The sequence below is a fragment of the Streptomyces sp. NPDC050617 genome, from assembly GCF_040654795.1.
Classification (GTDB): domain Bacteria; phylum Actinomycetota; class Actinomycetes; order Streptomycetales; family Streptomycetaceae; genus Streptomyces.
In genome coordinates, this window is the sequence record NZ_JBFAIS010000010.1 from 234,939 (window position 1) to 257,792 (window position 22,854).

A 22,854-nucleotide genomic window follows, 5' to 3' on the forward strand; every position below is an offset into this window, starting at 1 on the left:
GGTCGCAAGCGACCGATATCAGCTGGAAGAGAGTCGGAGTCCGGCCGGAACCCAGCCGGAACCCATCTGGAACCAAGGCGGCCCGATGGGCGTTGATAGCTTTGGGCCGCACACTGAACACCAGTCCTGCCCCTTCGCCTGCGGCCGGGCCTCGCACGAGCCTGAGCCCTCGACCCAGGAGCCCTTCACCCGTGATGACTCTCGCGCTCGGCCCTCAATGGCTGGACCCGGACTTTCTGATCGACAAGGTCGGTCTGATCGGCCTCCTGGTCATCGTCTTCGCCGAGTCCGGCCTGCTCATCGGCTTCTTCCTGCCGGGGGACTCGCTGCTGTTCACCGCCGGGCTGCTGGTGACCACGGGCAAGCTGTCCACCCCGCTGTGGGTGGTCTGTCTGCTCGTCGCCCTCGCGGCGGTCCTCGGCGACCAGGCCGGGTATCTCTTCGGCCGGAAGGTCGGACCGGCGCTGTTCAAGCGGCCCGACTCCAAGCTCTTCAAACAGGAGAACGTGGAGAAGGCCCACGAATTCTTCGAGAAGTACGGGCCCAAGTCGCTGGTGCTCGCCCGTTTCGTGCCGATCGTCCGCACCTTCACCCCGATCATCGCGGGCGTGAGCCGGATGAACTACCGCTCGTTCATCATCTTCAACATCATCGGCGGCACGCTGTGGGGCGTGGGCGTGACCCTGCTCGGCGCCGCGCTCGGCGGCATCGAGCTCGTCCACAAGAACATCGAGGCGATGCTCGTCCTCATCGTGCTGATCTCCGTGGTGCCGATCGCGATCGAGTTCCTGCGGGCCCGCTCCAAGGCCAAGAAGGCCGCCGCCGCGAGCATCGCCGACCCGTCGGCGCCGGCGCCGACGCTGTCGTCGGGGGCGTCGGCGGGGTTCCCGGGCGCCCAGCCGCCGACCCCGCCGCCGGCCACCGGGCGCGGGCGACACGCCAAGCGCTGACGCCCGGCCGGAAGTCGCCGCCCCCGTTCCGCCTCCGCTTCATCACCCGACACCCTCGCCTCGTACGGCCCCTGTCTTACCGATCCATTGCCCCCGAGTGAGGAAAACGGGCCGGGGATCAGGCATCGTGTCCCTGAAAGCAGTCAGGAGGCGGGCAAGGAGCGAGTGGTGGCGGAACGGCAGCGTGGCGACAGCGGCTCGGAGGCCGAGGCACCCGAGGACCGCAAGCCGCAGTCGGACGAGGCGGGCAGCGCGTTCACGTCGCCGCTCGGCATCCCGATACCGCCGCCGCCCGAGGACGAGCACCCCACCTCCGAGTTCGCCATCCCCAAGGGCCTCGCCGTCGAGGTGGAGCCCGAGCCCGAGGGCTCCGCCTTCACGGCCCCGGCCGGCACCACGCCCAGCGCCAGTACGACCCAGGGCACGCTCTTCCCCGCCTTCACCCCGCCGCACGGCATCCCCATGGTCCAGCTGACCAAGGAGGTGCCCTGGCAGGACCGGATGCGCACCATGCTGCGGATGCCGGTCAGCGAGCGGCCCGTGCCCGAGCGCGTCGACAAGCAGGACGAGTCCGGGCCCGCCATCCCGCGCGTCCTCGACCTCACCCTGCGCATCGGCGAGATCCTGCTCGCGGGCGGCGAGGGCGCCGAGGACGTGGAAGCGGCCATGTTCGGCGTCGCGCACGCCTACGGGCTCGAACGCATCGAGCCCACCGTCACCTTCACGCTGCTGTCGATCTCGTACCAGCCCTCGCTGGTCGACGACCCGCTGACCGCCAGCCGGACCGTGCGCCGCCGCGGCGTGGACTACACCCGGCTGTCCGCCGTCTACCGCCTCGTCGCGGCCATCACCTCGCGGGGGCTCACCCTGGAGGAGGCGTACCGGGGCCTGGCCGAGATACGCCGCAACCGCCACCCGTACCCCGGCTGGGCGCTCACCATCGCCTCCGGGACGCTGGCGGGCGCGGCGAGCATGCTCGTCGGCGGCAACGCCCTCGTCTTCGTCGCGGCGGCCGTCGGCGCGATGCTCGGCGACCGGCTGGCGTGGCTGGCGTCGGGGCGCGGACTGCCCGAGTTCTACCAGTTCGTGGTCGCGGCCATGCCGCCCGCCGCGATGGGCATGACGCTCAGCATCGCCCACGCCGACGTGCAGGTGTCCGCCGTCATCACCGGTGGGCTCTTCGCGCTGATCCCCGGAAGAGCGCTGGTCGCGGGCGTACAGGACGGGCTGACGGGCTATTACATCACCGCCTCCGCCCGCCTCCTGGAGGTCATGTACCTGATCGTCGGCATCGTCATAGGGGTGCTCACCGTGCTCTACTGCGGGCTCCAGTTCAGCCCGCGGCTCAACCCCGAACAGGCGCTGCGCCAGTACGACGTGCCCGTCGTGCAGATCATCGCGTCGATGCTGCTGGCCCTGTCCTTCTGCGTCCTGCTCCAGCAGGAACGGCACACCGTACTGTTCGCGACGTTCAACGGCGGCATCGCCTGGATCGTCTACGGCTCGCTCGCCAACGTCGCCGACCCGAAGCTCAACCCGGTGGCCGCCACCACCATCGCGGCCGGCGTCGTCGGCCTCTTCGGCCAGCTGCTCTCCCGCTACCGCTACGCGTCCGCGCTGCCGTACGTCACCGCGGCCATCGGCCCCCTGCTGCCCGGCAGCGCGACCTACTTCGGGCTGCTCAACTTCGCCCGCGGCGACCTCGGCCCCGGCGTCGCCTCACTGATCAAGGCCGCCTCGCTGGCCCTGGCCATCGCCGTCGGCGTGAACCTCGGCGGCGAAGTGGCCCGGCTGTTCCTGCGCGCGCCCGGCGTGGAGGCGGTCGGCGCGGGCCGCCGCGCCGCCAAGCGCACCCGCGGCTTCTGAGCCACTCGCATTTCAAACCTTGTTCGGGCGCGTACGGGCGTACGGGTTCCCGCACCCCGGCGCGTATGGTCCCGGGCGCGCGTTCCCGTGCCCCGGCGCGTACGGGTGTGCGTACCGCCATACGCGCGCGGGGCGCGGCGCTCGTGACAAGCGCCGCGCCCCGCGCGCGTACCGGTAAAAAACCCGCTCAGTGGTGCGAGCCGCCAGCGGCCTCAAGGCGCTTGTAGGAAGCCTCGATCTCGGCCTCGGCCTCGGAACGGCCCACCCAGTCGGCGCCCTCGACGGACTTGCCGGGCTCCAGGTCCTTGTAGACCTCGAAGAAGTGCTGGATCTCCAGGCGGTCGAACTCCGAGACGTGGTGGATGTCACGGAGGTGCTCCACGCGCGGGTCGGACGCCGGGACGCACAGCAGCTTGTCGTCGCCGCCGGCCTCGTCCGTCATCCGGAACATGCCGATGGCGCGGCACTTGATGAGGCAGCCGGGGAAGGTCGGCTCATCGAGGATGACCAGCGCGTCCAGCGGGTCGCCGTCCTCACCGAGCGTGTTCTCCACGAAGCCGTAGTCGGCCGGGTAGCTGGTCGAGGTGAAGAGTCGACGGTCGAGGCGGATGCGACCGGTCTCGTGGTCCACCTCGTACTTGTTCCGCGAACCCTTCGGGATCTCGATGGTGACGTCGAACTCCACGGGTGGCTCCTCCATGATCAACACATACGTCTGGTGATTAAGTGTCCCCCACGCAGGTGTGTGGTGGCGAAAGGGGCTGGTCCGAGGTGGTCGAGGCCAGATCGTGGCAGATCAGGTGGTGGCAGGACGCCACCAAGGCCCAGCGGGCGACATGGCGGTACACGGCCGCGGCCGCTGTGATCGGCCTGTTCGCCGCGGGCGGCGCGGTCGCGCTCGCCGGGCCCTGGGACTCCGGGCAGCGCGCGGCCGAGCGCGCGCACGCCGCCGCCGGACCGGCCGCGGGTGGCGAGAATCACTCCAAGCACCCCGCCGGCGCGCCCCCCGTGCTGGCCGCGCTGGGCGAGGCGGGCGGCCCGGAGGCCGTGCCGCCGCCCACCGGCGCGGGCCTCGCCGACACCCTCGAACCGCTGCTCAAGGACGACGCGCTGGGCTCGAAGCCGTCGGCCGCCGTCGTGGACGTGGCCACCGGCAAGCAGCTGTTCGGTTCCGGCCAGGGCCAGGCGTCCACCCCCGCCTCCACCATCAAGCCCGCCATCGCCGTCGCCGCCCTCTCCGCGCTCGGCCCCGACCACCGCATCCCCACCACCGTGGTGCGCGGCAAGGACGGCATCGTGCTGGTCGGCGGCGGCGACCCGACCCTGACCGCGCACGCCGTGCCGACCGGGCTGGGCAGCCACACCCCCGCCAGCCTGCGGAAACTGGCCGACGACACGGCCCGCGCGCTCAAGGCCGGCGGCGTCCGCAAGGTCCGGCTCGGCTACGACACCTCGCGCTACTCCGGCCCCGGACGGCACCCCATAGGGCTCAACGAGAACGTCGCCCTCGTCACCCCCCTGATGGCCGACGAGGGGCGGCGGGACGACTCCGACCACGGCCCCGCCGACCGCTTCACCGACCCCGCCCGCGCCGCCGCCGACACCTTCGCCTCGATGCTCCGCGACCGCGGCGTCGCCGTGGACGGCGACCCGTCCGCCGCCAAGGCCGACGCGAAGGCCGAACGGGTGGCCGCCGTCGAGTCCATGCCGCTGTCCGCCCTCGTCGAGCGGGCCCTGACCAACAGCGACAACGACATCGCCGAGGCGCTCGCCCGGCAGACCGCCCTCGCCAAGGGCCGCCCCGCGAGCTTCGCGGGCGCCTCCGAGGCCGTCACCGGGCAGCTCAAGACGCTGGGGCTGCCGCTGGACGGCGTCCACATCGCCGACGGCAGCGGCCTCGACCGCGACGACCGGGTCTCCCCGGCGCTCCTCGCCCAGGTGCTCGTACGCGCCGCCGACCCGCGCCGCCCGGAGCTGCGCCCCGTCCTCACGGGCCTGCCCATCGCCGGATTCAGCGGCACCCTGCGCGGCCGCTACGACCAGGACTCGCCCGGCCGGGGCGTCGTACGGGCCAAGACCGGCACCCTGACCGGCGTGAACACCCTGGCGGGCATGGCCGTGGACGCCGACGGGCGGCTCATGGCCTTCGCCTTCATGACCCGCGGCGCGGCCTCCGGGGACGCCGCCCAGCACTCCCTGGACCGGCTCGCGTCGGCGGTGGCCAACTGCGGCTGCCGGTGACGCGGACGGCCGGGCCGCGCCGGCCCGTCCCCCACGGGGATCCGGTGAGGTGAACCCACCCATTCGCTGTCCCACCGCCGGACTGCCACGTACGGTGAAGTCATGACGAGCATCGGTGGTGCGGAGATGGTCGACTGGAATCTCGCGGTGGCGACCGCGACCCGGCTGGTGAGGCCGGGGCCCGAGGTGAGCCGCGACGAGGCGCGGGCCATCGTCGCGGAGCTGCGCAGGCACGCCAAGTCCTCCGAGGAGCACGTACGGGCCTTCACCCGGATGGTTCCGGCGGGCGACGACGGGGGCGACACCCCGGTCCTGGTCGTGGACCGGGCGGGCTGGATCAGGGCCAACGTCGCCGGGTTCCGCGCGGTGCTCAAGCCGCTGCTGGAGAAGATGCAGGAGCGCCGCGGCACCACGCCCGGCGGGGCCGTGCTCGGCGCGGTCGGCGGCAAGGTGACCGGCGTGGAGCTGGGCATGCTGCTGTCCTTCCTCGCCTCCCGGGTCCTCGGCCAGTACGAGACCTTCGCCCCGGCCACCCGCGATCTGCCCGGCTCGGCCACCGGCGGCGGGCGGCTGCTGCTCGTCGCGCCGAACATCGTCCACGTGGAGCGCGAGCTGGAGGTGGACCCGCACGACTTCCGGCTCTGGGTCTGCCTGCACGAGGAGACGCACCGCACGCAGTTCACGGCCGTGCCCTGGCTGCGCGACCACATCGAGGGCGAGATCCAGTCGTTCCTCGGCGAGACCGAGGTCGACCCGGCCACTCTCCTGGAACGTTTCCGCGAGGCCGCCCAGTCGCTGACCGGCAACCGGCCCGACGACGCCGTCGACAGCGGCGGGCGCTCCATCGTGGAACTGGTCCAGACCCCGGCCCAGCGCGAGATCCTCGCCCGCCTCACCGCCGTGATGTCGCTGCTGGAGGGGCACGCGGACTACGTGATGGACGGCGTCGGACCGGACGTGGTGCCCTCGGTCGCCGAGATCCGCGAGAAGTTCCAGCGGCGGCGCGCCAGCGGAGCCGGCCGGCTCGACGCGGCGCTGCGCAAGCTGCTGGGCCTCGACGCCAAGCTCCGCCAGTACCGGGACGGGGAGCGGTTCGTACGGGCCGTCGTGGACGAGGTCGGTATGGACGGTTTCAACCGGGTCTGGACCTCCCCGAACACACTCCCGACCAAGGCGGAGATCGCCAAACCGGCGGACTGGGTCGCGAGGGTGCACCGTAGAGCAGAGTCGTGAACTGGGAACGCCCTCGGCAGGAGAACGCCCCCGGTAATCACCCGTCCGAGGGACCGTGGGCCGTGGGCGGGCGTGCGATGCTCGGAGAGTAGCTCGTCTCTGTCACCATCTACACACTCAGCGTGACTGAGGCTCGAAGCTCATCCGCTCCGAGGCATCTCCAATTGAACGATTGGAAACGGACATGGGTCCCCATCCAGCGGTCGCCGCGATACGCCTGGCGGTCCGCCGCGTACTCCACGACGTCCTCAACGACCTCACCAGTCACTCCGCGCCGCAAGCGTCCCGGACGCCCCGAGCGCCCCTGACGCCACAGGCCCCCGGCCCCGTGCCGGCCGGCCCGGCAGCGGCCGCCCCCGGCCGCCGGCCGCTCGTCCTCGTCGCCTGCTCCGGCGGCGCCGACTCCATGGCACTCGCCTCCGCCCTGGCCTTCGAGGCCCCCAAACTCGGCATCCGGGCCGGCGGCGTCACCGTCGACCACGGCCTCCAGTACGGCTCCGACATCCGCGCCGCCGAGGTCGTCTCCCGCCTCACCGCCATCGGACTGGACCCCGTCGAGTCCGTCACCGTCACCGTCGGCCGGGACGGCGGCCCCGAAGCAGCCGCCCGCGACGCCCGCTACGCCGCGCTGAACGCCGCCGCGGAGCGCCACGGCGCCGCCGCGGTCCTGCTCGGCCACACCCGCGACGACCAGGCCGAGACGGTCCTCCTCGGCCTCGCCCGCGGCTCCGGTACCCGCTCGCTCTCCGGCATGGCCGTGGCCTCCGGCGACGGCCGCCGCTACCGCCGCCCGTTCCTCAGCCTGGACCGCCAGACGGCCCGCCGCGCCTGCCTGGTCCAGGCGCTGCCCGTATGGGACGACCCGCAGAACGCGGACCCCGCCTTCACCCGCTCCCGCGTGCGCCACGAGGCCCTGCCGGTCCTGGAAAAGGCGCTCGGCAAGGGCGTCGTCGAGGCGCTGGCCCGTACCGCGCAGCTCTCCCGCGACGACGCGGACGCGCTGGACGGCTGGGCCGCCGACGCCGAGGCGTCCGTGCGGACCGAGAGCGGCGACCTCGACACCGCCCGCCTCTACCGCCTCCCGGCCGCCGTGCGCCGCCGGGTGCTGCGCCGCGCCGCCATCTCGGCGGGCTCCCCGGCCGGTTCGCTCTTCGCCCGGCACATCGAGGAAGTCGACCGGCTGATCACCGGATGGCGGGGTCAGGGGGCCATCAACCTCCCCGGCCGCGTCGTGGTCCGCAGGCAGGGTGGCAGACTGGTTATCCGGCAGGGCTGATTCGCGTGCGCGCGAACGGGCCTCGGCAAGCCGGACGAGCCTGAATCGAGCGAGAGTGGCGCGGGTGGACGACAAGGACATGGGCACCGACCTCAAGTCGGTGCTCATCACCAAGGAAGAGATCGACGCGAAGCTGGCGGAGCTGGCCGCGAAGATCGACGCGGAGTACGCGGGCAAGGACCTGCTGATCGTCGGCGTGCTCAAGGGCGCCGTCATGGTCATGGCGGACCTCGCGCGTACGCTGTCCAACCCGGTCACGATGGACTGGATGGCGGTGTCCTCGTACGGCGCGGGCACCCAGTCCTCCGGCGTCGTGCGGATCCTCAAGGACCTCGACACCGACATCAAGGGCAAGCACGTTCTGATCGTCGAGGACATCATCGACTCCGGTCTGACGCTGTCCTGGCTGCTGTCGAACCTCGGCTCGCGCGAGCCGGCGTCGCTGAACGTCGTCACTCTGCTGCGCAAGCCGGAGGCGGCCAAGGTCGCCATCGACGTGAAGTGGGTGGGCTTCGACATCCCCAACGAGTTCGTGGTCGGATACGGCCTCGACTTCGACGAGAAGTACCGCAACCTGCCGTTCGTCGGCACGCTCGCGCCGCACGTGTACGGCGGCTGAGCACCCCCTGCCGGACCGCTCCGGCGCGCGCGGGAACGCATCGCCGCATCCCGCCGTTGGAGCATGGGAAGGCGGGTTTGTTGACTGGCTGAGGCGGCGTCGGGTGACAATGCTGGGGTACCGTCCGAAGGTCAGTCATTTCCAAAGGTCGAGCTTTTTCTAAGGTCGAGCTATCACCGCACGCACTGGCGCCCCCGCGTAGGGGCTGCCGTGCCTCACTGTGGCAGGAGGGACGGGGCGCTCGCGCCCCGTATGGATGGACGTGAAGCGCTACTTCCGTGGGCCGGTCATGTGGATCGTGCTGGCCGTCCTCGCCGTGGTCGTGTTGATGCAGGTCGTCGGCTCGTCCGGCGGCTACAAGTCGGTGGACACCAGTCAGGTCGTGCAGGCGATCGACAAGGACCAGGTGAAATCGGCCGAGCTGACGACCGGTGACGAGAACAAGATCAAGGTCCAGCTCAAGGACGGCCAGAAGGTCAAGGGCAGCGACAAGATCCAGGCGAACTACATCGGCGACCAGGGCGTCGACCTCGCCAAGACGCTGCAGTCCAAGTCCGAGGCGAACAGCATCTCGGACGGCTACAACATCTCGACATCGAAGCAGAACCCGTTCATCGGCGTACTGCTCTCGCTGCTTCCCTTCGTCCTCATCGTCGTCGTGTTCCTGTTCCTGATGAATCAGATGCAGGGCGGCGGCTCCCGGGTCATGAACTTCGGGAAGTCGAAGGCGAAGCTGATCACCAAGGACACCCCCAAGACGACGTTCTCGGACGTCGCGGGGTCGGACGAGGCGGTCGAGGAGCTCCACGAGATCAAGGAGTTCCTCCAGGAGCCGGCGAAGTTCCAGGCCGTCGGCGCCAAGATCCCCAAGGGCGTGCTGCTGTACGGCCCGCCCGGTACGGGCAAGACCCTGCTCGCGCGCGCCGTCGCGGGCGAGGCGGGCGTCCCGTTCTACTCGATCTCGGGCTCCGACTTCGTCGAGATGTTCGTCGGCGTCGGCGCCTCGCGCGTCCGCGACCTGTTCGAGCAGGCCAAGGCGAACGCCCCGGCGATCGTCTTCGTCGACGAGATCGACGCCGTCGGCCGGCACCGCGGCGCGGGCCTCGGCGGCGGCCACGACGAGCGCGAGCAGACGCTGAACCAGCTGCTCGTGGAGATGGACGGCTTCGACGTGAAGGGCGGCGTCATCCTGATCGCCGCCACGAACCGGCCCGACATCCTCGACCCGGCGCTGCTGCGCCCCGGCCGCTTCGACCGGCAGATCGCGGTCGACCGCCCGGACATGCAGGGCCGTCTCGAGATCCTCAAGGTCCACCAGAAGGGCAAGCCCGTCGCCCCGGACGTCGACCTGTCGGCCGTCGCCCGGCGCACGCCCGGCTTCACCGGCGCCGACCTCTCCAACGTGCTGAACGAGGCCGCGCTGCTGACGGCCCGCAGCGACAAGAAGCTGATCGACAACAACTCGCTGGACGAGGCGATCGACCGCGTCGTGGCCGGACCGCAGAAGCGGACCCGGATCATGTCGGACAAGGAAAAGAAGATCACCGCGTACCACGAGGGCGGTCACGCCCTGGTCGCGGCGGCTTCGCCCAACTCCGACCCGGTGCACAAGATCACGATCTTGTCGCGCGGGCGGGCGCTCGGCTACACCATGGTGCTGCCGGAGGAGGACAAGTACTCCACCACGCGCAACGAGATGCTCGACCAGCTCGCGTACATGCTGGGCGGGCGCGCCGCGGAGGAGCTCGTCTTCCACGACCCGACCACGGGCGCGGCGAACGACATCGAGAAGGCCACGGCCACCGCGCGCGCGATGGTCACGCAGTACGGCATGACCGAGCGGCTCGGCGCGATCAAGTTCGGCTCCGACAACTCCGAGCCCTTCCTGGGCCGTGAGATGGGGCACCAGCGCGACTACTCCGAAGAGGTCGCCGCGCTGGTCGACGAGGAAGTCAAGAAGCTCATCGAGACCGCGCACAACGAGGCGTGGGAGATCCTGGTCGAGAACCGCGACGTGCTCGACAACCTGGTTCTGACGCTCCTGGAGAAGGAGACGCTGAACAAGGAGGAGCTCGCCGAGGTCTTCAAGCACATCGTGAAGCGCCCGAACCGTCCCGCCTGGACCGGTTCGTCGCGCCGCACGCCGTCGACCCGCCCGCCGGTCCTCTCCCCGAAGGAGCTGGCCCCGTCCAACGGCGGCCAGCCGGTGGAGAGCGTGGACCTCCCCGCCGAGGACCGCCCGGACAGCTGACCCGGCAGCCCCACGGGGCCCGGAATGGATGCCGCGTCACCAGGGTTTTAGCCTGGGGGCGCGGCATCCCGCTTGTGTGCCCTGAGCTGACGGACAAGGAACGAGGCAGCACTATGACCGACCCGGTGACGTTGGATGGCGAGCGCTCCGTCGGCGAATTCGACGAGAAGCGGGCGGAGAACGCCGTCCGGGAACTGCTCATCGCGGTCGGCGAGGACCCGGACCGGGAGGGCCTGCGGGAGACGCCGGCTCGGGTGGCGCGTTCGTACAAGGAGATCTTCGCGGGGCTGCGGCAGGAGCCGGGGGACGTGCTGACGACGACGTTCGATCTCGGGCACGACGAGATGGTGCTGGTGCGGGACATCGAGGTGTTTTCAACCTGTGAGCACCATTTGGTCCCGTTCCACGGCGTGGCGCACGTGGGCTACATCCCGGCGACCAGCGGGAAGATCACGGGGCTGTCGAAGCTGGCCCGTCTCGTCGACGTCTTCGCCCGCCGCCCGCAGGTGCAGGAGCGGCTCACCACGCAGATCGCGGACTCGCTGATGGAGATCCTGGAGCCGCGCGGCGCGATCGTGGTGGTCGAGTGCGAGCACATGTGCATGTCGATGCGGGGGATCCGCAAGCCGGGGGCCAAGACGCTGACCTCGGCGGTGCGGGGCCAACTGCGTGACCCCGCGACCCGCGCCGAGGCGATGAGCCTGATGATAGGCCGATGAACCGCCCCATCGGCGGCTGAGCCCCGCTCAGGCGGTGAGGCGGCTGCCCAGCCACTGGAGGACGCCGGGGATCTCGCGGCGCCAGGTGTTGAAGTTGTGGCCGCCGCTGTCGAGGATCATCGAGGAGACGCGGGCGGGCTGCCTGACGCCGTCGATGAACTTGAGGGTGTCCTTGTAGTTGTGCTCGCCCTGCTTGCTGCTGGTGACCAGCAGGTTGGCCTTGGGCATGCCCTTGTTCTTGAGGCGCCAGAGTAGGTTGTTCTCGTTGGCGAGCTTCTTGCTGCCGCCGAAGAGGCTGCCGGTGGTGGCGTCGATGGGGGCCTTGTAGTAGCCGGAGAGGGCGGCGCCGGTGCCGTACGCCTCGGGGTGGCGCATGGCGAACTTGAGGGCGCAGTAGCCGCCGGTCGAGTCGCCGATGATGCCCCAGTTCGCACCCTTCTCGCCGATGCGGTACTGGTCGCTGAGGGCCTTGCGGAGGTCCTTGGTGAAGAAGGTCTCGGTCTGCGGGCCGTGCGGTATGTCCATGCACTCGGTGTCCCGCGGCGGGGCGACCGTCGGGCGCATCATGACCAGGATCGTGGGCTGCATCTTGCCCTCTTTGGCCAGCTTGTGCGCGGTCTGCGGGTAGTGCAGGCCCTTGATCAGCGCCTCGGCGGTGCCGGGGTAGCCGGTGAGGACGACGGACGCGGGAAACTTTCGCTGGGCGTACTGGGTTTGAAAGTACTCCGGCGGCAGATAGACGAACGCGGGGCTCGCGATCTTCGACTCGGGCCCCTGGACGTTGATCTTGTCGATGCGGCCGGCGACGCGCGGCACGGAGCCCCGCGGGACGCTCACCTGCTGGGTCCCGACCACCTGGACCGTCTTGCCGCTCGCCTTGTTGTCGTGGTCGACGACCACGCCCGGTTCCTGCTCCTGGCCGAAGAGGTCGGCCCAGGAGGCGTAGAAGCCGAAGGAGTAGTTGGCGAAGAGCCCCAGTGCGGCGATCATCGTGATCTGGGTGGCCAGCAGCATGCCGATGCGCGCGAAGACGGAGGGAACGCTCCGCTTCGACAGACGCGGCCACAGCCATATCGTCAGGGCGAAGAGCACTACTGCCGCTATCACGGCCAGCAGCAGAACTTTCTTGCTGGTGAGACCCATCGAGGTGCTTTCTGCCGAGCGCACCGGTCGCCCGGGTGCGGAATGGTTACTTCTCTTCCGGGACCGGCCCACCACTGGAACCCCGACCCCGAAACCGACGTCCTACTGAGCGCAAAACGTCCGGACGCTGCGGCCATATGGGCGCAGGTCCTCTCGACAGGGCGACGGGAAGAGATGTCTGTCAGGGTAGATGGCAAAAAGTCCAGTGAGGTTCCGTCGGAGCCCCAGCGGCTCTCGGGACTGAAGAGGCTGGTGAGAGGTCCGAGCCCGGAGCGCGTCCCGACGGTCGTCGGGACGATAGCCGCCCTCATCGGCTTGCTGGACGTCGCCGCGGGGGTGTTCCCGCGTTTCCGGCACAGCCGGATGCACGCGCTCGCGGAGGTGCTGCCGGGCGCCGTGAACCAGCTCGCCGCCGCCGCGTCGATCGTCGTCGGCATCGTCCTGCTGATGCTGGCGCACGGCCTCAAGCGCTCGAAACGGCGGGTCTGGACCGCCGCCGTCGTGCTGCTCCCCATCGGCGCCGCGGCGCAGATGATCTACCGCCACTCGGTGAGCGGCGCCGTCCTGTCCCTGCTGCTCTTCGCCTACCTCGTACGCCACCGCGGCTCCTTCGAGGCACTGCCGGACCCCCGCAGCCGCTGGAAGGCGCTCGCCAACTTCGTCATCGTCGGCGGCGTCAGCCTCGTACTCGGCTTCGTGATCGTCGGCTCGCACCCCCACCAGGTCGTCGGCGACCCCTCGCTGACCGCCCAGCTGGAGCACGTGCTCTGGGGGCTCTGCGGCTTCGAGGGGCCGATCCACTACAGCGGCGGCGTCGACTACACCGTCGGCTACTCGCTGGGCGCGCTCGGCCTGCTCACCGCGGCCACCACCGCCTACCTGGCCTTCCGGCCGGAGCACCCCACCGCCCACCTCACCGAGGAGGACGAGGACCGGCTGCGCGAACTGCTCGCCAAGCACGGCGCCCGCGACTCCCTCGGCCACTTCGCGCTGCGCCGCGACAAGAGCGTGGTCTTCTCGCCCAGCGGCAAGGCCGCCGTGTCCTACCGCGTGGTCTCCGGCGTGATGCTCGCCAGCGGCGACCCGATCGGCGACGTCGAGGCGTGGCCCGGCGCGATCGAGCAGTTCATGGAGCAGGCCAGGCGCCACTCCTGGACCCCCGCGGTCGCCGGGTGCAGTGAGACCGGCGGCGAGGTCTGGACCCGCGAGACCGGCCTGGACGCCCTGGAGATGGGCGACGAGGCGATCGTCGATGTGGCGGATTTCACCCTGACCGGCCGCTCCATGCGCAACGTGCGCCAGATGGTCAAGCGCATCGAGCGCAACGGCTACGTCACCAAGGTGCGCCGGGTCGGCGATCTGGACGCCGACGAGCTGGCGACCGTACAGCGCGCGGCCGACGCCTGGCGCGACACCGAGACCGAGCGCGGCTTCTCCATGGCGCTGGGCCGGATCGGCGACCCGAAGGACCTCGACGCGATCATCGCCACCGCCCACAAGGCCCCGGAGGACGGCGAGGAGGCCGGCCCGCACGGGGACCTCAAGGCCATGCAGCACTTCGTGCCGTGGGGCCCGGACGGCATGTCCCTGGAGCTGATGCGCCGCGACCGGAGCGCGGACCCCGGCATGAACGAGCTGCTCATCGTCGCCTTCCTGCAGGCCGCGCCCGAGCTGAAGATCAAGCGGGTGTCGCTGAACTTCGCGTTCTTCCGCGCCGCCCTGGAGCGCGGCGGGAAGCTGGGCGCGGGGCCGGTGGCGCGGGTGCAGCGCGGGGTGCTGGTGTTCCTCTCGCGCTGGTTCCAGATCGAGTCGCTGTACAAGTTCAACGAGAAGTTCCGGCCGCGCTGGGAGCCGCGCTTCGTGGTCTTCCCGAACAACCGGGACCTGCCGCGCATCGGCTTCGCGATGATGCAGGCGGAGGGGTTCGTGACGCTGCCGCGGCCGTGGCGGCGGGGCGGCGCGGCGGCGGCCAAGGAGAAGCCCTGTGCGCACGGGCTGGAGGCCGTCGCGGCCCCCGCGGAGGCCCGCCGCGCGGCGTGAGGCGCTGCCGTCCGGCCTAGGCTGGAGGCATGAGTACGTTGCGAGGGCGAGTCGGTCCGGTCGGTCTGCCGCGGTGGGACCGCTGTGCGGTGATGGGCGTGGTGAACGTGACGCCCGACTCGTTCTCGGACGGGGGCCGCTGGTTCGACACCGACGCGGCGGTCAAGCGCGGCCTGGATCTGGCCGCACAGGGCGCGGACCTGGTCGACGTGGGCGGCGAGTCCACCCGGCCGGGCGCCACGCGCGTACCGGAGGACGAGGAGCTGCGCCGGGTCGTCCCGGTGGTGCGCGGGCTGGCGGCCGAGGGCGTGGTGGTGTCCGTGGACACCATGCGGGCCTCGGTCGCGGAGGCCGCGGTCGCCGCGGGGGCGGTGCTCGTCAACGATGTGAGCGGCGGTCTCGCGGACCCGGCGATGGTGCCGGTGGTCGCCACGGCGGGGGTGCCGTTCGTGGTGATGCACTGGCGCGGCTTCAGCGAGGACATGAACAGCCGGGCCGTGTACGGGGACGTGGTCGGCGAGGTGCTCGCGGAGCTGCGTGAGCGGATGGACGCGGTGGTCGCGGGCGGCATCGAGCCGGACCGGCTGGTCGTCGATCCGGGGCTGGGCTTCGCCAAGGCCGCCGACCACGATCTGCGGCTGGTGGCGGGCCTGTCGCGGCTCTGCGCGGAGCTGGGCCGCCCGATGCTGGTGGCCGCCTCCCGCAAGCGGTTCCTGGGGCGCGTACTGGCCGGGAGCGAGGGCAGCCCGCCGCCGGCGCGGGAGCGGGACGCGGCGACGGCCGCGGTCACGGCGCTCGCGGCGCGCGAGGGCGCCTGGGCGGTGCGGGTGCACGAGGTGCGGGCGAGCGCGGACGCGGTGCGGGTGGCGCGCGCGGTCGAGGGCGCCGGGGCCCGCGGCGCCGAGGGGGCCGCGTGACGTCCGCGCCGACGGACAGCGAGCTGGTCGAGCTGGCGAACACCGCGCTGTACGAGGCGATGGAGCGCGGCGACCAGACGGCCATGGAGCGGCTGTGGCTGAACGACGAGTACTTCGACGTGGTGTGCGTGCATCCGGGGTGGCCGGTGCTGCGGGGGCGGCGCGAGGTGCTCCGCTCGTACGCGCTGATCATGGCGAGCACCGAGTACATCCAGTTCTTCCTCACGGACGTCGATGTGCAGGTGGCCGGCGACACGGCGCTGGTGACGTGCACGGAGAACATCCTCAGCGGCGGTCCGGCGGAGGAGGACGGGGCGCTGGGGCCGCTGGTGGGCCAGCTGGTCGTGGCGACGAACGTCTTCAGACGCTCCGGCGGCGGCTGGAAGGTCTGGTCGCACCATGGCTCGCCGGTGCTGGCGGGCGGCGCGGACGACGAAGACGTTGATGGTGCGGATGGTGCGGACGGCGCGGACGGCACCGGTCCCGAGGGGCCTGCCCAGCCGTCCCCTTGATGGGGGTTTCCCTGCCTGTGCCCCCGTTTTCCGCCTCTTCGGCCTGGCGGGAGCCGGTGTGACCGGTCAGCGCGGCGAGTCAGTGTGAGAGTGCTGTGGCCACTCGTTCGAGGTGCTCGGCGGCGGGGTAGGGGTGGGATCCGGGGTACTGGGGTAAGCGCGGCGGGAGCCTTGTAGGTCAGGCGCTAGCACCGTGGGGGCCGCCTGTCCATAGCACCCGCGGGCGGGTGCTGTCAGTGCTCGCAGGTAGATTCGAACGGTGGGAGCGGGCCGGCGACAGCCGGTCCGCCGCCCGCATACCGACGACCAGCAGGAGTGATTCGTGTGGATCGTGTCGCGCTGCGCGGCTTGAAGGCCCGCGGGCACCATGGGGTGTTCCCCCGTGAGCGCGAGGAGGGCCAGACCTTCATCGTCGACCTGGTGCTGAGTCTGGACACCCGCCCCGCCGCGGCCGACGACGACCTGACGAAGACCGTGCATTACGGCGTGGTGGCGGAGGAGGTCGCGGCGGTCGTCGAGGGCGACCCGGTCGACCTCATCGAGACGCTCGCCGAGCGCATCGCCCAGCAGTGCCTCAAGCACGACGTGGTGCGGGAGGTGGAGGTAGTCGTCCACAAGCCGGACGCCCCGATCACCGTGCCGTTCGACGACGTGACGATCACGATCTCCCGGAGCCGAGTATGAGCAAGAGCGATCCGACGGTGCAGCCGGTCCCCACCTCCGTGGTGGAACGGGTGGACGCCGCCGATGTGACGTTGAGCAATCCCAAATGGGCCGTGGTCTCCCTGGGCAGCAATCTGGGCAACCGCCTGGAGACGCTGCAGGGCGCCGTGGACGCGCTGGGGGACACGCCGGGCCTGCGGGTCAAGGCCGTCTCCCCGGTGTACGAGACCGAGCCGTGGGGCGTCGAGCCGGGGACGCAGTCCTCGTATTACAACGCGGTCGTGCTGATCAAGACGACGCTGCCGCCGTCGTCGCTGCTGGAGCGCGGGCACGCCATTGAAGAAGCCTTCGAGCGGGTGCGCGACGAGCGGTGGGGGCCGCGGACGATCGATGTGGACATCGTGTCGTATCAGGAGGTCGTCTCGGACGACCCGCTGCTGACGCTGCCCCACCCGCGCGCGCACGAGCGGGCCTTCGTGCTCGTGCCGTGGTACGACGTGGACCCGGAGGCGGTTGTTCCGGGCCGGGGCGCGGTGGCGGAGCTGCTGGCCGAGGTCGGCCGCGCCGGCGTCGAGCCCCGAGCGGACCTGGAACTCAGGCTGCCGGAGTAGGCGTTGGCCGGTTGTGAGGCGTACGGGGCCGTGGCCGGCGATCGCCGGCGCTCCGGGGGCTCCGCGCGCTGACGTACGTACGCAAGAGGACATGAGGGGTCGACCGCTCGGTGAAGCAACTACGGGTGAGTGTGCTGGTCGGGCTGTTCGCCGCGGCCGGAGTGCTGTCGTGGGCCGGCGCCCGGTTGTGGGACTCGGTCGGGACGCTGCCGAAGGTTCCGGTGGCGGCGCCGATCGTGCTCGCGGTGATCGCGGTGGTGCTGGCGGCGACGGCCCTGTCGCTCCGCGCGCGGCTGCGCGCCCAGCGCGAACGGCGCCCCGGCGCCAAGGGCGTCGACCCGCTGGTGGCCGCCCGCGCGGTCGTCTTCGGCCAGGCCAGCGCGCTGGTCGCGGCCCTGGTCGCGGGGATGTACGGCGGCACGGGCGTATTCCTGTGGATGGACGGGCTGGACGTGACGGCCCGCCGCGACCAGGCGATCTACGCCGGGGCCTCGGTGGTCGCGGGGATCTGCGTGGTGGCGGCGGCGTTCTTCATGGAGCGGGTGTGCCGGCTGCCGGACGACGATGACGACGACGCCGGGGGCGGGGCCGCACGGGCGTAGGGGCGGAGCGTGGCGGCGCGGCCGGGTCGCGTCGCGGGGCCCGCGCCGCACGGCGGCCGTACGCAGGGCCTCCTTCCCGTGTAGAGCCCGCGGGCCGCCTGTACGGGCCCTCCGGCCGCCCGTACAGGCGGCCCGCCGCCCGAACCCCGCCTACGCCTCCGAGACCGTCTCCAGCTCCACGTCCTCGCGCGCCCGCCCCTTGGCGTCCGCGTCGATGGAGCGCCGCAGCGCCTCGTGGAGGCGGGCCGGGGTGAGGACGCCCAGGAAGTGGTCGGCGTCCTCCCCGTCGAGGACGGCGATCCAGCCCGCGTCGTGCTGGAGCATCGTGCTGAACGCCTGCTTCAGGGAGGCGCCCACGGGCAGCCACGCCGCCATGCGGCGGGAGTGGTCGCGGACCGAGCCGCTGCCGGTGAGGGCGTCCGCCGAGACCCAGCCGTGCAGGTGGTCCGCGTCGTCCAGGACGACCGCCCAGCGGGCCTCGGGGTCGGCGGCCGTGAGCCGGGCCGCGGCGTCCGGCAGCGGGTCGTTCAGGTGCACCACCGGCGGCTGGACGAGGTCGCCGGGCTCGATCGGCGTGACGGACAGCCGCTTCAGGCCGCGGTCCGCGCCGACGAAGTCGGCCACGTACGGGGTTGCGGGCGCCCCCAGCACCGTCGTCGGCGGGTCGAACTGCTCGATGCGCCCCTCCCCGTACACGGCGATGCGGTCGCCGAGCCGCACGGCCTCCTCGATGTCGTGCGTGACGAACAACACGGTCTTGTGCACCTGGGACTGGAGGCGCAGGAACTCGTTCTGCAGGTGCTCGCGGACGACCGGGTCGACCGCGCCGAAGGGCTCGTCCATCAGGAGTACGGGCGGGTCGGCGGCGAGTGCGCGGGCCACGCCGACGCGCTGCCGCTGGCCGCCGGAGAGCTGGTCCGGGTAGCGGTCGCCGAATACGGACGGATCGAGTCCGACGAGGTCCAGCAGTTCGGCGGCGCGGGCGCGCGCCTTCTTGCGCTGCCAGCCCAGCAGATGCGGCACGGTCGCGGTGTTGTCGAGGACCGTCTTGTGGGGGAAGAGGCCGACCTGCTGGATGACATATCCGATACGGCGGCGCAATTCGACGGGGTCGACCGTCGAAATGTCGCTGCCGTCCAGATAGATGTGCCCACTGGTCGGCTCGATGAGGCGGTTCACCATTTTCATGGTGGTGGTCTTGCCGCAGCCGGACGGCCCGACGAGCGTGACCAGCTCGCCCTCCGCGACCTCGAAGGACAGATCGTCCACGGCGGTCGTGCCGTCGGCATAGCGCTTGGTGACGTGCTCGAATCGGATCATGGCTCCCCATTGTGTCCGTACTCCTGACGGACATTGTTGCCGCTGTGTGGCGGCCGGAGGCGAATGTCAGTGCTCGGGGATAGGGTCGCCAGGAATCGATGGCCGAGGGCCAGAGGGGGTGAGAGCGCATGGCCGACCAGAACTGCCTTATCGCCAATGAGTGGATCTGCGGCGAATATGTGCGGACGCGCGGGGCGGAGCTGACGGACGCGACGCTCCAGCACATCGGCATCACGCTCGGATCGGTGGCCATCGGGCTGCTCGTCGCATTTCCGCTGGCGCTGCTGGCCCGCAGATGGCGAGCGGTGTCGGGGCCGGTGCTCGGGCTGACGACGATTCTGTACACGGTGCCGTCATTGGCGATGTTCTCGCTGCTGCTGCCCGTTTTCGGGGTGTCCGTGGCCGTCGTGGTGACGGGCCTCGTGCTGTATTCCCTGACGATTCTCGTGCGCAACATATTGGCCGGGCTGGCGTCGGTGCCGGAAGAGGCGCGGGAAGCGGCGCGCGGCATGGGATACGGACCGCTGCGGCTGCTCTTCGAGGTGGAACTGCCGCTCGCGCTGCCGGCGGTGATGGCGGGGCTGCGGATCACCACGGTATCCACCGTCTCGCTGACCACGGTCGGCGCCATCATCGGATACGGCGGACTCGGAAATCTCATTTATGAAGGCATGCGCAGCTTCTTCAAGGCGCAGGTGCTCACCGCGTCCGTGCTGTGCGTGGCGCTCGCGGTCGTCGCCGATCTCGCGCTGCTCGGAGTGCAGCGGCTGCTGACCCCCTGGACGCGCAAGCGGCGGAAGGTGAAGACCTGATGGGCGTCATCGGGGACGCGTGGACCTGGCTCGCCACCGGGGCGCACTGGAGCGGCGCGGACGGCGTATGGCACCGGCTCGGCGAGCATCTCTTCCTGACCGCGGCCTGCCTGGTGATCTCGTGCGCCATCGCGCTGCCCATCGCCCTGGTGCTGGGGCATCTGGGCCGGGGCGGGGCCGTCGCGGTGAACATCTCGAACGCGGGGCGCGCGGTGCCCACCTTCGCCGTGCTGGTCCTGCTGCTGCTCAGCCCGCTGGGCACGCACGGCTCCTGGCCGACGATCATCGCGCTGGTGCTGTTCGCGATCCCGCCGCTGCTGACCAACGCGTACGTGGGCATGCGCGAGGTGGACCGCGATGTGGTCGAGGCGGCGCGCGGCATGGGCATGTCGGGGCGTCAGCTCGTCGGGCGGGTGGAGCTGCCGCTCGCCTTCCCGCTGATCATGACGGGCGTACGGACCGCGGCCGTGCAGGTCGTGGCCACGGCGACGCTCGCCGCGCTGCCCGGCGGCGGCGGGCTGGGCCGGATCATCACGGCCGGCTTCCGGCTGACCGACACCCCGCAGGTGGTGGCCGGCGCGGTGCTGGTGGCGGGGCTGGCGCTGCTGGTGGAGGGCGCGTTCGTGGTGCTGACGCGGGTCCTGGACCCGATGCGGCGGCGCGCCGGGCGGCGCGGCGGCCCGGCGGAGCGGCCGCCGGCCGACCAGGCGCCCACGGCCCCCAAGAGCCTCGAACTGACCTGACCCGACCTGACCCGAACTGACTTGACCCGACCCTGACCCGACCTGAGCCGTGCGCTGTCGCGGGCGGCGCGGGGTCTCCCACAAACTCTCGGCCGTCGGACGGCCGGCGAAGAACAACCACGTATGACGACGGATGGGGACACCATGAACAGGATCTACCGGGCGGCCGGCGCAGCGACCGCCGCCGTCGCGCTGGCGGCGAGCCTGGCCGCCTGCGGGGGCGACAGCCTGGAGAAGTCCAAGGGCGGCGACAGCACCACGAAGCCGGGTGCGGGCTCGCTGGTGGTCGGGTCCGCGTCCTTCACCGAGTCCAAGGTGCTCGCCGAGATGTACGCGCGGGTGCTGGCGGACGTCGGCTATTCGACGTCGATCAAGACGGTCGACGCCCGCGAGCTGTACGAACCCGCCCTCGAACAGGGCCAGATGGACGTCGTCCCGGAGTACGCGGCGACGCTCGCCGAATTCCTGAACAAGAAGGCGAACGGGAAGAACGCGAGCCCGGTCGCCTCGCCGGACGCCGATACCACCGTCAAGGCGCTCCGCAAGCTCGCCGAGCCGCGCGGCCTGAAGGTCCTCGACCCCGGCAAGGCCGTGGACCAGAACGCCTTCGCGGTGAGCAAGGAGTTCGCCGGGAAGCACCACCTCAAGACGCTTTCCGATCTTGGAAAGTCGAAGCAGAAGGTCAAGCTCGCGGCGGGCGACGAATGCCCCGACCGGCCGTTCTGCCAGCCCGGTCTGGAGAAGACCTACGGCATCGACATCACGGGCATAGACCCGCTCGACGTCGGCAGCGTGCAGGCGAAGCAGGCGGTCAAGGACGGCAAGGACCAGATGGTCCTCACCACGACCACGGACGCGACGCTCGATCAGTTCGGCCTGGTGCTGCTGGAGGACGACAAGAAGCTCCAGAACTCCGACAACGTGCTGCCGGTGGTGAATGCGAAGAAGGCCGGATCGAAGAAGGTCACGGACGCGCTCGACAAGATCACCAGGGTGCTGACCACCGCTGATCTGACCGAACTCAACAAAAAGGTGGATGCTGAGCGACTGAAGCCGGCGGACGTCGCGGAGCAGTATCTGAAGGACAAGGGGCTGCTGACGAAGTAGCAGAAGTAACCGCGGTGGAACAGTTTGGGCGGTGGGGTCCCACTCGGCGCACGACGCACGGTAAGTTTCAGGCCATGCCACGTGGACGCCACCGTCATTCGCAACCCCTGCACAAGCTGCTCGCTCCGACGACGGTCGCCGCGACATCAGTCGTCTGCGCCGCCGGTTCATGGGTGGTGGGCGAAACACTGGTGATCCGCTCGCTGGCCGCCGCGGCCGGGGCCGCCGCGGTCGTCGGCGCGTTCCTCATGCGCCACTGGGACCGGGGCGCCGGCAAGCGGGTCACCGAGCTCACCACCGCCCTCACCCGTGAGGAGTGGAAGACCGACGAGCGCATAGCCGAGCTGGAGAACGAGGCCGAGGAAGCGCGCGAGAAGCGCGCCGCCCTCGACGCCAAGCTGCGCGCCAAGCGCGCGGAGCTGGCCCGGCTGCGCACCGAACACGCCGACCTGCTGCGCCGCTACGCCACCGCCGAGACCGAGCGGGCCAGCGCCCTGGAAGGCCGCCGGCTCGCCCAGGGGGCCACGGACCCGGCCGCCGGTACGGGGACGGACGCCCTCGCGGGTGCGCGGCGGCCCACGTCCGCCGACTACCGCAAGGCGGACGCGGCCCTGCGCGACCTCGTACGGAACGCCGCCCGCCAGGACATCAAGCGCACCGTCGAGGAAGCCCGCCGCCGGGACCTCGCCGAGCGCCTGGCGCAGGACGGCGCGGGCGAGCGGGGGAAGCACGCGGCGGACGGCGCCCGTACGCCCGCCGCGGGCGTGGAGGTGGTCCGCGAGCACCACACCGTGCCCGCCGCCGCGGCCGTCGTGCCGCAGCACCCGGCCGCCCGCCGGGCCGCCTCGCGCGAGCAGGGCGGCTTCGACTTCTTCGGTACGGGCGCGGGCGCGGCGGCGAGCGCGCGTACGGGTACGGGCGCGGGCGCGCCGAAGGCCATAGCGGCTGCCCCCGCTCCCGCTCCGAAGGCCGGGAAGCCGGACGAGGGCGAGCTGGCCGGGGCGGACCTCGCAGACGTCGTCGGCGACGAGGCGGTCGCCGAGCAGGAGCTCCGCAAGGGCGACTCGGGCGAGGTCATCGACCTGACCGTGCACGACGAGACCGAGCAGATCGACGTCGCGGAGCTGCGGACGGCGATCTCGTAGCGGCGGGCTCGCAGAAGCGGTTGCGTGGAAGCAGTTTCGTGGAGCGGGAGGCTTGAGGGCGGCGGACTCCGCCGCCCTCAAGCC

The 22,854-nt window shown here is 71.2% G+C and carries 21 protein-coding genes; 18 read left to right on the plus strand and 3 right to left on the minus strand.

Translation table 11 applies throughout. The features are described from left to right. Nucleotides 1-191: 191 nt before the first annotated feature. Both AB0I49_RS16575 and AB0I49_RS16580 read left to right on the plus strand, forming a co-directional pair. Entirely contained in the window at nucleotides 192-950 is a 759-nt protein-coding gene (locus tag AB0I49_RS16575) for a VTT domain-containing protein (RefSeq protein ID WP_363227657.1), read from the plus strand. Between the two features lie 165 nt (nucleotides 951-1,115). After that, nucleotides 1,116-2,816, plus strand: coding sequence for a threonine/serine exporter family protein (locus tag AB0I49_RS16580; protein ID WP_363227658.1), 1,701 nt, complete (start codon nucleotides 1,116-1,118; stop codon nucleotides 2,814-2,816). A gap of 187 nt (nucleotides 2,817-3,003) precedes the next feature. Here the strand turns inward: AB0I49_RS16580 and AB0I49_RS16585 are convergent, their stop codons facing one another. Further along, a complete protein-coding gene (locus AB0I49_RS16585) occupies nucleotides 3,004-3,501 on the minus strand; it encodes an inorganic diphosphatase (protein WP_030880529.1) in 498 nt (165 codons plus the stop codon). 86 nt (nucleotides 3,502-3,587) lie between these two features. Between AB0I49_RS16585 and dacB the strand changes: the two genes are divergently transcribed. The 6 genes from dacB to folE all read left to right on the plus strand — a co-directional run bounded on the left by dacB (nucleotide 3,588) and on the right by folE (nucleotide 11,155). Then, nucleotides 3,588-5,057 (plus strand): D-alanyl-D-alanine carboxypeptidase/D-alanyl-D-alanine-endopeptidase, encoded by a 1,470-nt coding sequence (dacB, locus tag AB0I49_RS16590; RefSeq protein ID WP_363227659.1) that lies wholly within the window; start codon nucleotides 3,588-3,590, stop codon nucleotides 5,055-5,057. Between the two features lie 102 nt (nucleotides 5,058-5,159). Continuing rightward, nucleotides 5,160-6,290: a zinc-dependent metalloprotease gene (locus AB0I49_RS16595; RefSeq protein ID WP_363227660.1), complete on the plus strand. Its 1,131-nt coding sequence runs from the start codon at nucleotides 5,160-5,162 to the stop codon at nucleotides 6,288-6,290. 184 nt (nucleotides 6,291-6,474) lie between these two features. Further along, complete coding sequence (gene tilS, locus AB0I49_RS16600) at nucleotides 6,475-7,566, plus strand: tRNA lysidine(34) synthetase TilS (RefSeq protein WP_363227661.1); 1,092 nt, start codon at nucleotides 6,475-6,477, stop codon at nucleotides 7,564-7,566. 79 nt (nucleotides 7,567-7,645) lie between these two features. Then, nucleotides 7,646-8,185 (plus strand): hypoxanthine phosphoribosyltransferase, encoded by a 540-nt coding sequence (hpt, locus tag AB0I49_RS16605; RefSeq protein ID WP_363227681.1) that lies wholly within the window; start codon nucleotides 7,646-7,648, stop codon nucleotides 8,183-8,185. A gap of 256 nt (nucleotides 8,186-8,441) precedes the next feature. Further along, nucleotides 8,442-10,436 (plus strand): ATP-dependent zinc metalloprotease FtsH, encoded by a 1,995-nt coding sequence (gene ftsH / locus AB0I49_RS16610; protein WP_363227662.1) that lies wholly within the window; start codon nucleotides 8,442-8,444, stop codon nucleotides 10,434-10,436. A gap of 113 nt (nucleotides 10,437-10,549) precedes the next feature. After that, nucleotides 10,550-11,155 (plus strand): GTP cyclohydrolase I FolE, encoded by a 606-nt coding sequence (folE, locus tag AB0I49_RS16615; protein ID WP_363227663.1) that lies wholly within the window; start codon nucleotides 10,550-10,552, stop codon nucleotides 11,153-11,155. Nucleotides 11,156-11,182: 27 nt separating this feature from the next. Here folE and AB0I49_RS16620 read toward each other — a convergent pair whose 3' ends face one another. After that, nucleotides 11,183-12,298 carry an alpha/beta hydrolase-fold protein gene (locus AB0I49_RS16620; protein WP_363227664.1) on the minus strand — a complete coding sequence of 372 codons (1,116 nt, stop codon included), beginning with the start codon at nucleotides 12,296-12,298 and terminating at the stop codon, nucleotides 11,183-11,185. 174 nt (nucleotides 12,299-12,472) lie between these two features. Between AB0I49_RS16620 and AB0I49_RS16625 the strand changes: the two genes are divergently transcribed. The 6 genes from AB0I49_RS16625 to AB0I49_RS16650 all read left to right on the plus strand — a co-directional run bounded on the left by AB0I49_RS16625 (nucleotide 12,473) and on the right by AB0I49_RS16650 (nucleotide 17,643). Further along, complete coding sequence (locus AB0I49_RS16625) at nucleotides 12,473-14,338, plus strand: phosphatidylglycerol lysyltransferase domain-containing protein (RefSeq protein ID WP_363227665.1); 1,866 nt, start codon at nucleotides 12,473-12,475, stop codon at nucleotides 14,336-14,338. A gap of 29 nt (nucleotides 14,339-14,367) precedes the next feature. Next, nucleotides 14,368-15,255 (plus strand): dihydropteroate synthase, encoded by an 888-nt coding sequence (gene folP, locus AB0I49_RS16630; protein WP_363227666.1) that lies wholly within the window; start codon nucleotides 14,368-14,370, stop codon nucleotides 15,253-15,255. Further along, a complete protein-coding gene (locus tag AB0I49_RS16635; protein ID WP_363227667.1) occupies nucleotides 15,252-15,767 on the plus strand; it encodes a nuclear transport factor 2 family protein in 516 nt (171 codons plus the stop codon). The genes folP and AB0I49_RS16635 overlap by 4 nt, the downstream gene beginning before the upstream one ends. 324 nt (nucleotides 15,768-16,091) lie before the next feature. Further along, complete coding sequence (gene folB, locus AB0I49_RS16640; protein ID WP_363130349.1) at nucleotides 16,092-16,451, plus strand: dihydroneopterin aldolase; 360 nt, start codon at nucleotides 16,092-16,094, stop codon at nucleotides 16,449-16,451. After that, complete coding sequence (folK, locus tag AB0I49_RS16645) at nucleotides 16,448-17,041, plus strand: 2-amino-4-hydroxy-6-hydroxymethyldihydropteridine diphosphokinase (protein ID WP_030880509.1); 594 nt, start codon at nucleotides 16,448-16,450, stop codon at nucleotides 17,039-17,041. Before folB ends, folK begins: the two co-directional genes overlap by 4 nt. 110 nt (nucleotides 17,042-17,151) lie before the next feature. Then, the gene (locus AB0I49_RS16650) at nucleotides 17,152-17,643 is read left to right on the plus strand and encodes a DUF3180 domain-containing protein (protein WP_363227668.1); all 492 of its coding nucleotides are present in this window, start codon (nucleotides 17,152-17,154) and stop codon (nucleotides 17,641-17,643) included. 150 nt (nucleotides 17,644-17,793) lie between these two features. Here the strand turns inward: AB0I49_RS16650 and AB0I49_RS16655 are convergent, their stop codons facing one another. Further along, nucleotides 17,794-18,963, minus strand: a complete 1,170-nt coding sequence (locus AB0I49_RS16655; RefSeq protein WP_363227669.1) for a betaine/proline/choline family ABC transporter ATP-binding protein — start codon at nucleotides 18,961-18,963, stop codon at nucleotides 17,794-17,796. 128 nt (nucleotides 18,964-19,091) lie between these two features. On the opposite strand from AB0I49_RS16655, the gene AB0I49_RS16660 reads away from it, so the two are divergent. From AB0I49_RS16660 to AB0I49_RS16675, 4 genes are all read left to right on the plus strand, one after another. Next, nucleotides 19,092-19,775 (plus strand): ABC transporter permease, encoded by a 684-nt coding sequence (locus tag AB0I49_RS16660; RefSeq protein ID WP_363227670.1) that lies wholly within the window; start codon nucleotides 19,092-19,094, stop codon nucleotides 19,773-19,775. Continuing rightward, a complete protein-coding gene (locus tag AB0I49_RS16665; RefSeq protein WP_363227671.1) occupies nucleotides 19,775-20,518 on the plus strand; it encodes an ABC transporter permease in 744 nt (247 codons plus the stop codon). The genes AB0I49_RS16660 and AB0I49_RS16665 overlap by 1 nt, the downstream gene beginning before the upstream one ends. A gap of 144 nt (nucleotides 20,519-20,662) precedes the next feature. After that, nucleotides 20,663-21,625 (plus strand): ABC transporter substrate-binding protein, encoded by a 963-nt coding sequence (locus AB0I49_RS16670; RefSeq protein ID WP_363227682.1) that lies wholly within the window; start codon nucleotides 20,663-20,665, stop codon nucleotides 21,623-21,625. 74 nt (nucleotides 21,626-21,699) lie between these two features. Next, nucleotides 21,700-22,770 (plus strand): hypothetical protein, encoded by a 1,071-nt coding sequence (locus tag AB0I49_RS16675; RefSeq protein WP_363227672.1) that lies wholly within the window; start codon nucleotides 21,700-21,702, stop codon nucleotides 22,768-22,770. Nucleotides 22,771-22,854 lie beyond the last annotated feature (84 nt).

Coding starts and splice junctions, on each gene's coding strand:
- AB0I49_RS16660 (WP_363227670.1), top strand. CDS start 19,092: ATGGCCGACCAGAACTGCCTTATCGCCAATGAGTGGATCTGCGGCGAA.
- AB0I49_RS16675 (WP_363227672.1), top strand. CDS start 21,700: ATGCCACGTGGACGCCACCGTCATTCGCAACCCCTGCACAAGCTGCTC.
- AB0I49_RS16620 (WP_363227664.1), bottom strand. CDS start 12,298: ATGGGTCTCACCAGCAAGAAAGTTCTGCTGCTGGCCGTGATAGCGGCA.
- ftsH (WP_363227662.1), top strand. CDS start 8,442: ATGGACGTGAAGCGCTACTTCCGTGGGCCGGTCATGTGGATCGTGCTG.
- AB0I49_RS16665 (WP_363227671.1), top strand. CDS start 19,775: ATGGGCGTCATCGGGGACGCGTGGACCTGGCTCGCCACCGGGGCGCAC.
- folP (WP_363227666.1), top strand. CDS start 14,368: ATGAGTACGTTGCGAGGGCGAGTCGGTCCGGTCGGTCTGCCGCGGTGG.
- AB0I49_RS16670 (WP_363227682.1), top strand. CDS start 20,663: ATGAACAGGATCTACCGGGCGGCCGGCGCAGCGACCGCCGCCGTCGCG.
- hpt (WP_363227681.1), top strand. CDS start 7,646: ATGGGCACCGACCTCAAGTCGGTGCTCATCACCAAGGAAGAGATCGAC.
- folE (WP_363227663.1), top strand. CDS start 10,550: ATGACCGACCCGGTGACGTTGGATGGCGAGCGCTCCGTCGGCGAATTC.
- folK (WP_030880509.1), top strand. CDS start 16,448: ATGAGCAAGAGCGATCCGACGGTGCAGCCGGTCCCCACCTCCGTGGTG.
- tilS (WP_363227661.1), top strand. CDS start 6,475: ATGGGTCCCCATCCAGCGGTCGCCGCGATACGCCTGGCGGTCCGCCGC.
- AB0I49_RS16595 (WP_363227660.1), top strand. CDS start 5,160: ATGACGAGCATCGGTGGTGCGGAGATGGTCGACTGGAATCTCGCGGTG.
- AB0I49_RS16655 (WP_363227669.1), bottom strand. CDS start 18,963: ATGATCCGATTCGAGCACGTCACCAAGCGCTATGCCGACGGCACGACC.
- AB0I49_RS16625 (WP_363227665.1), top strand. CDS start 12,473: ATGTCTGTCAGGGTAGATGGCAAAAAGTCCAGTGAGGTTCCGTCGGAG.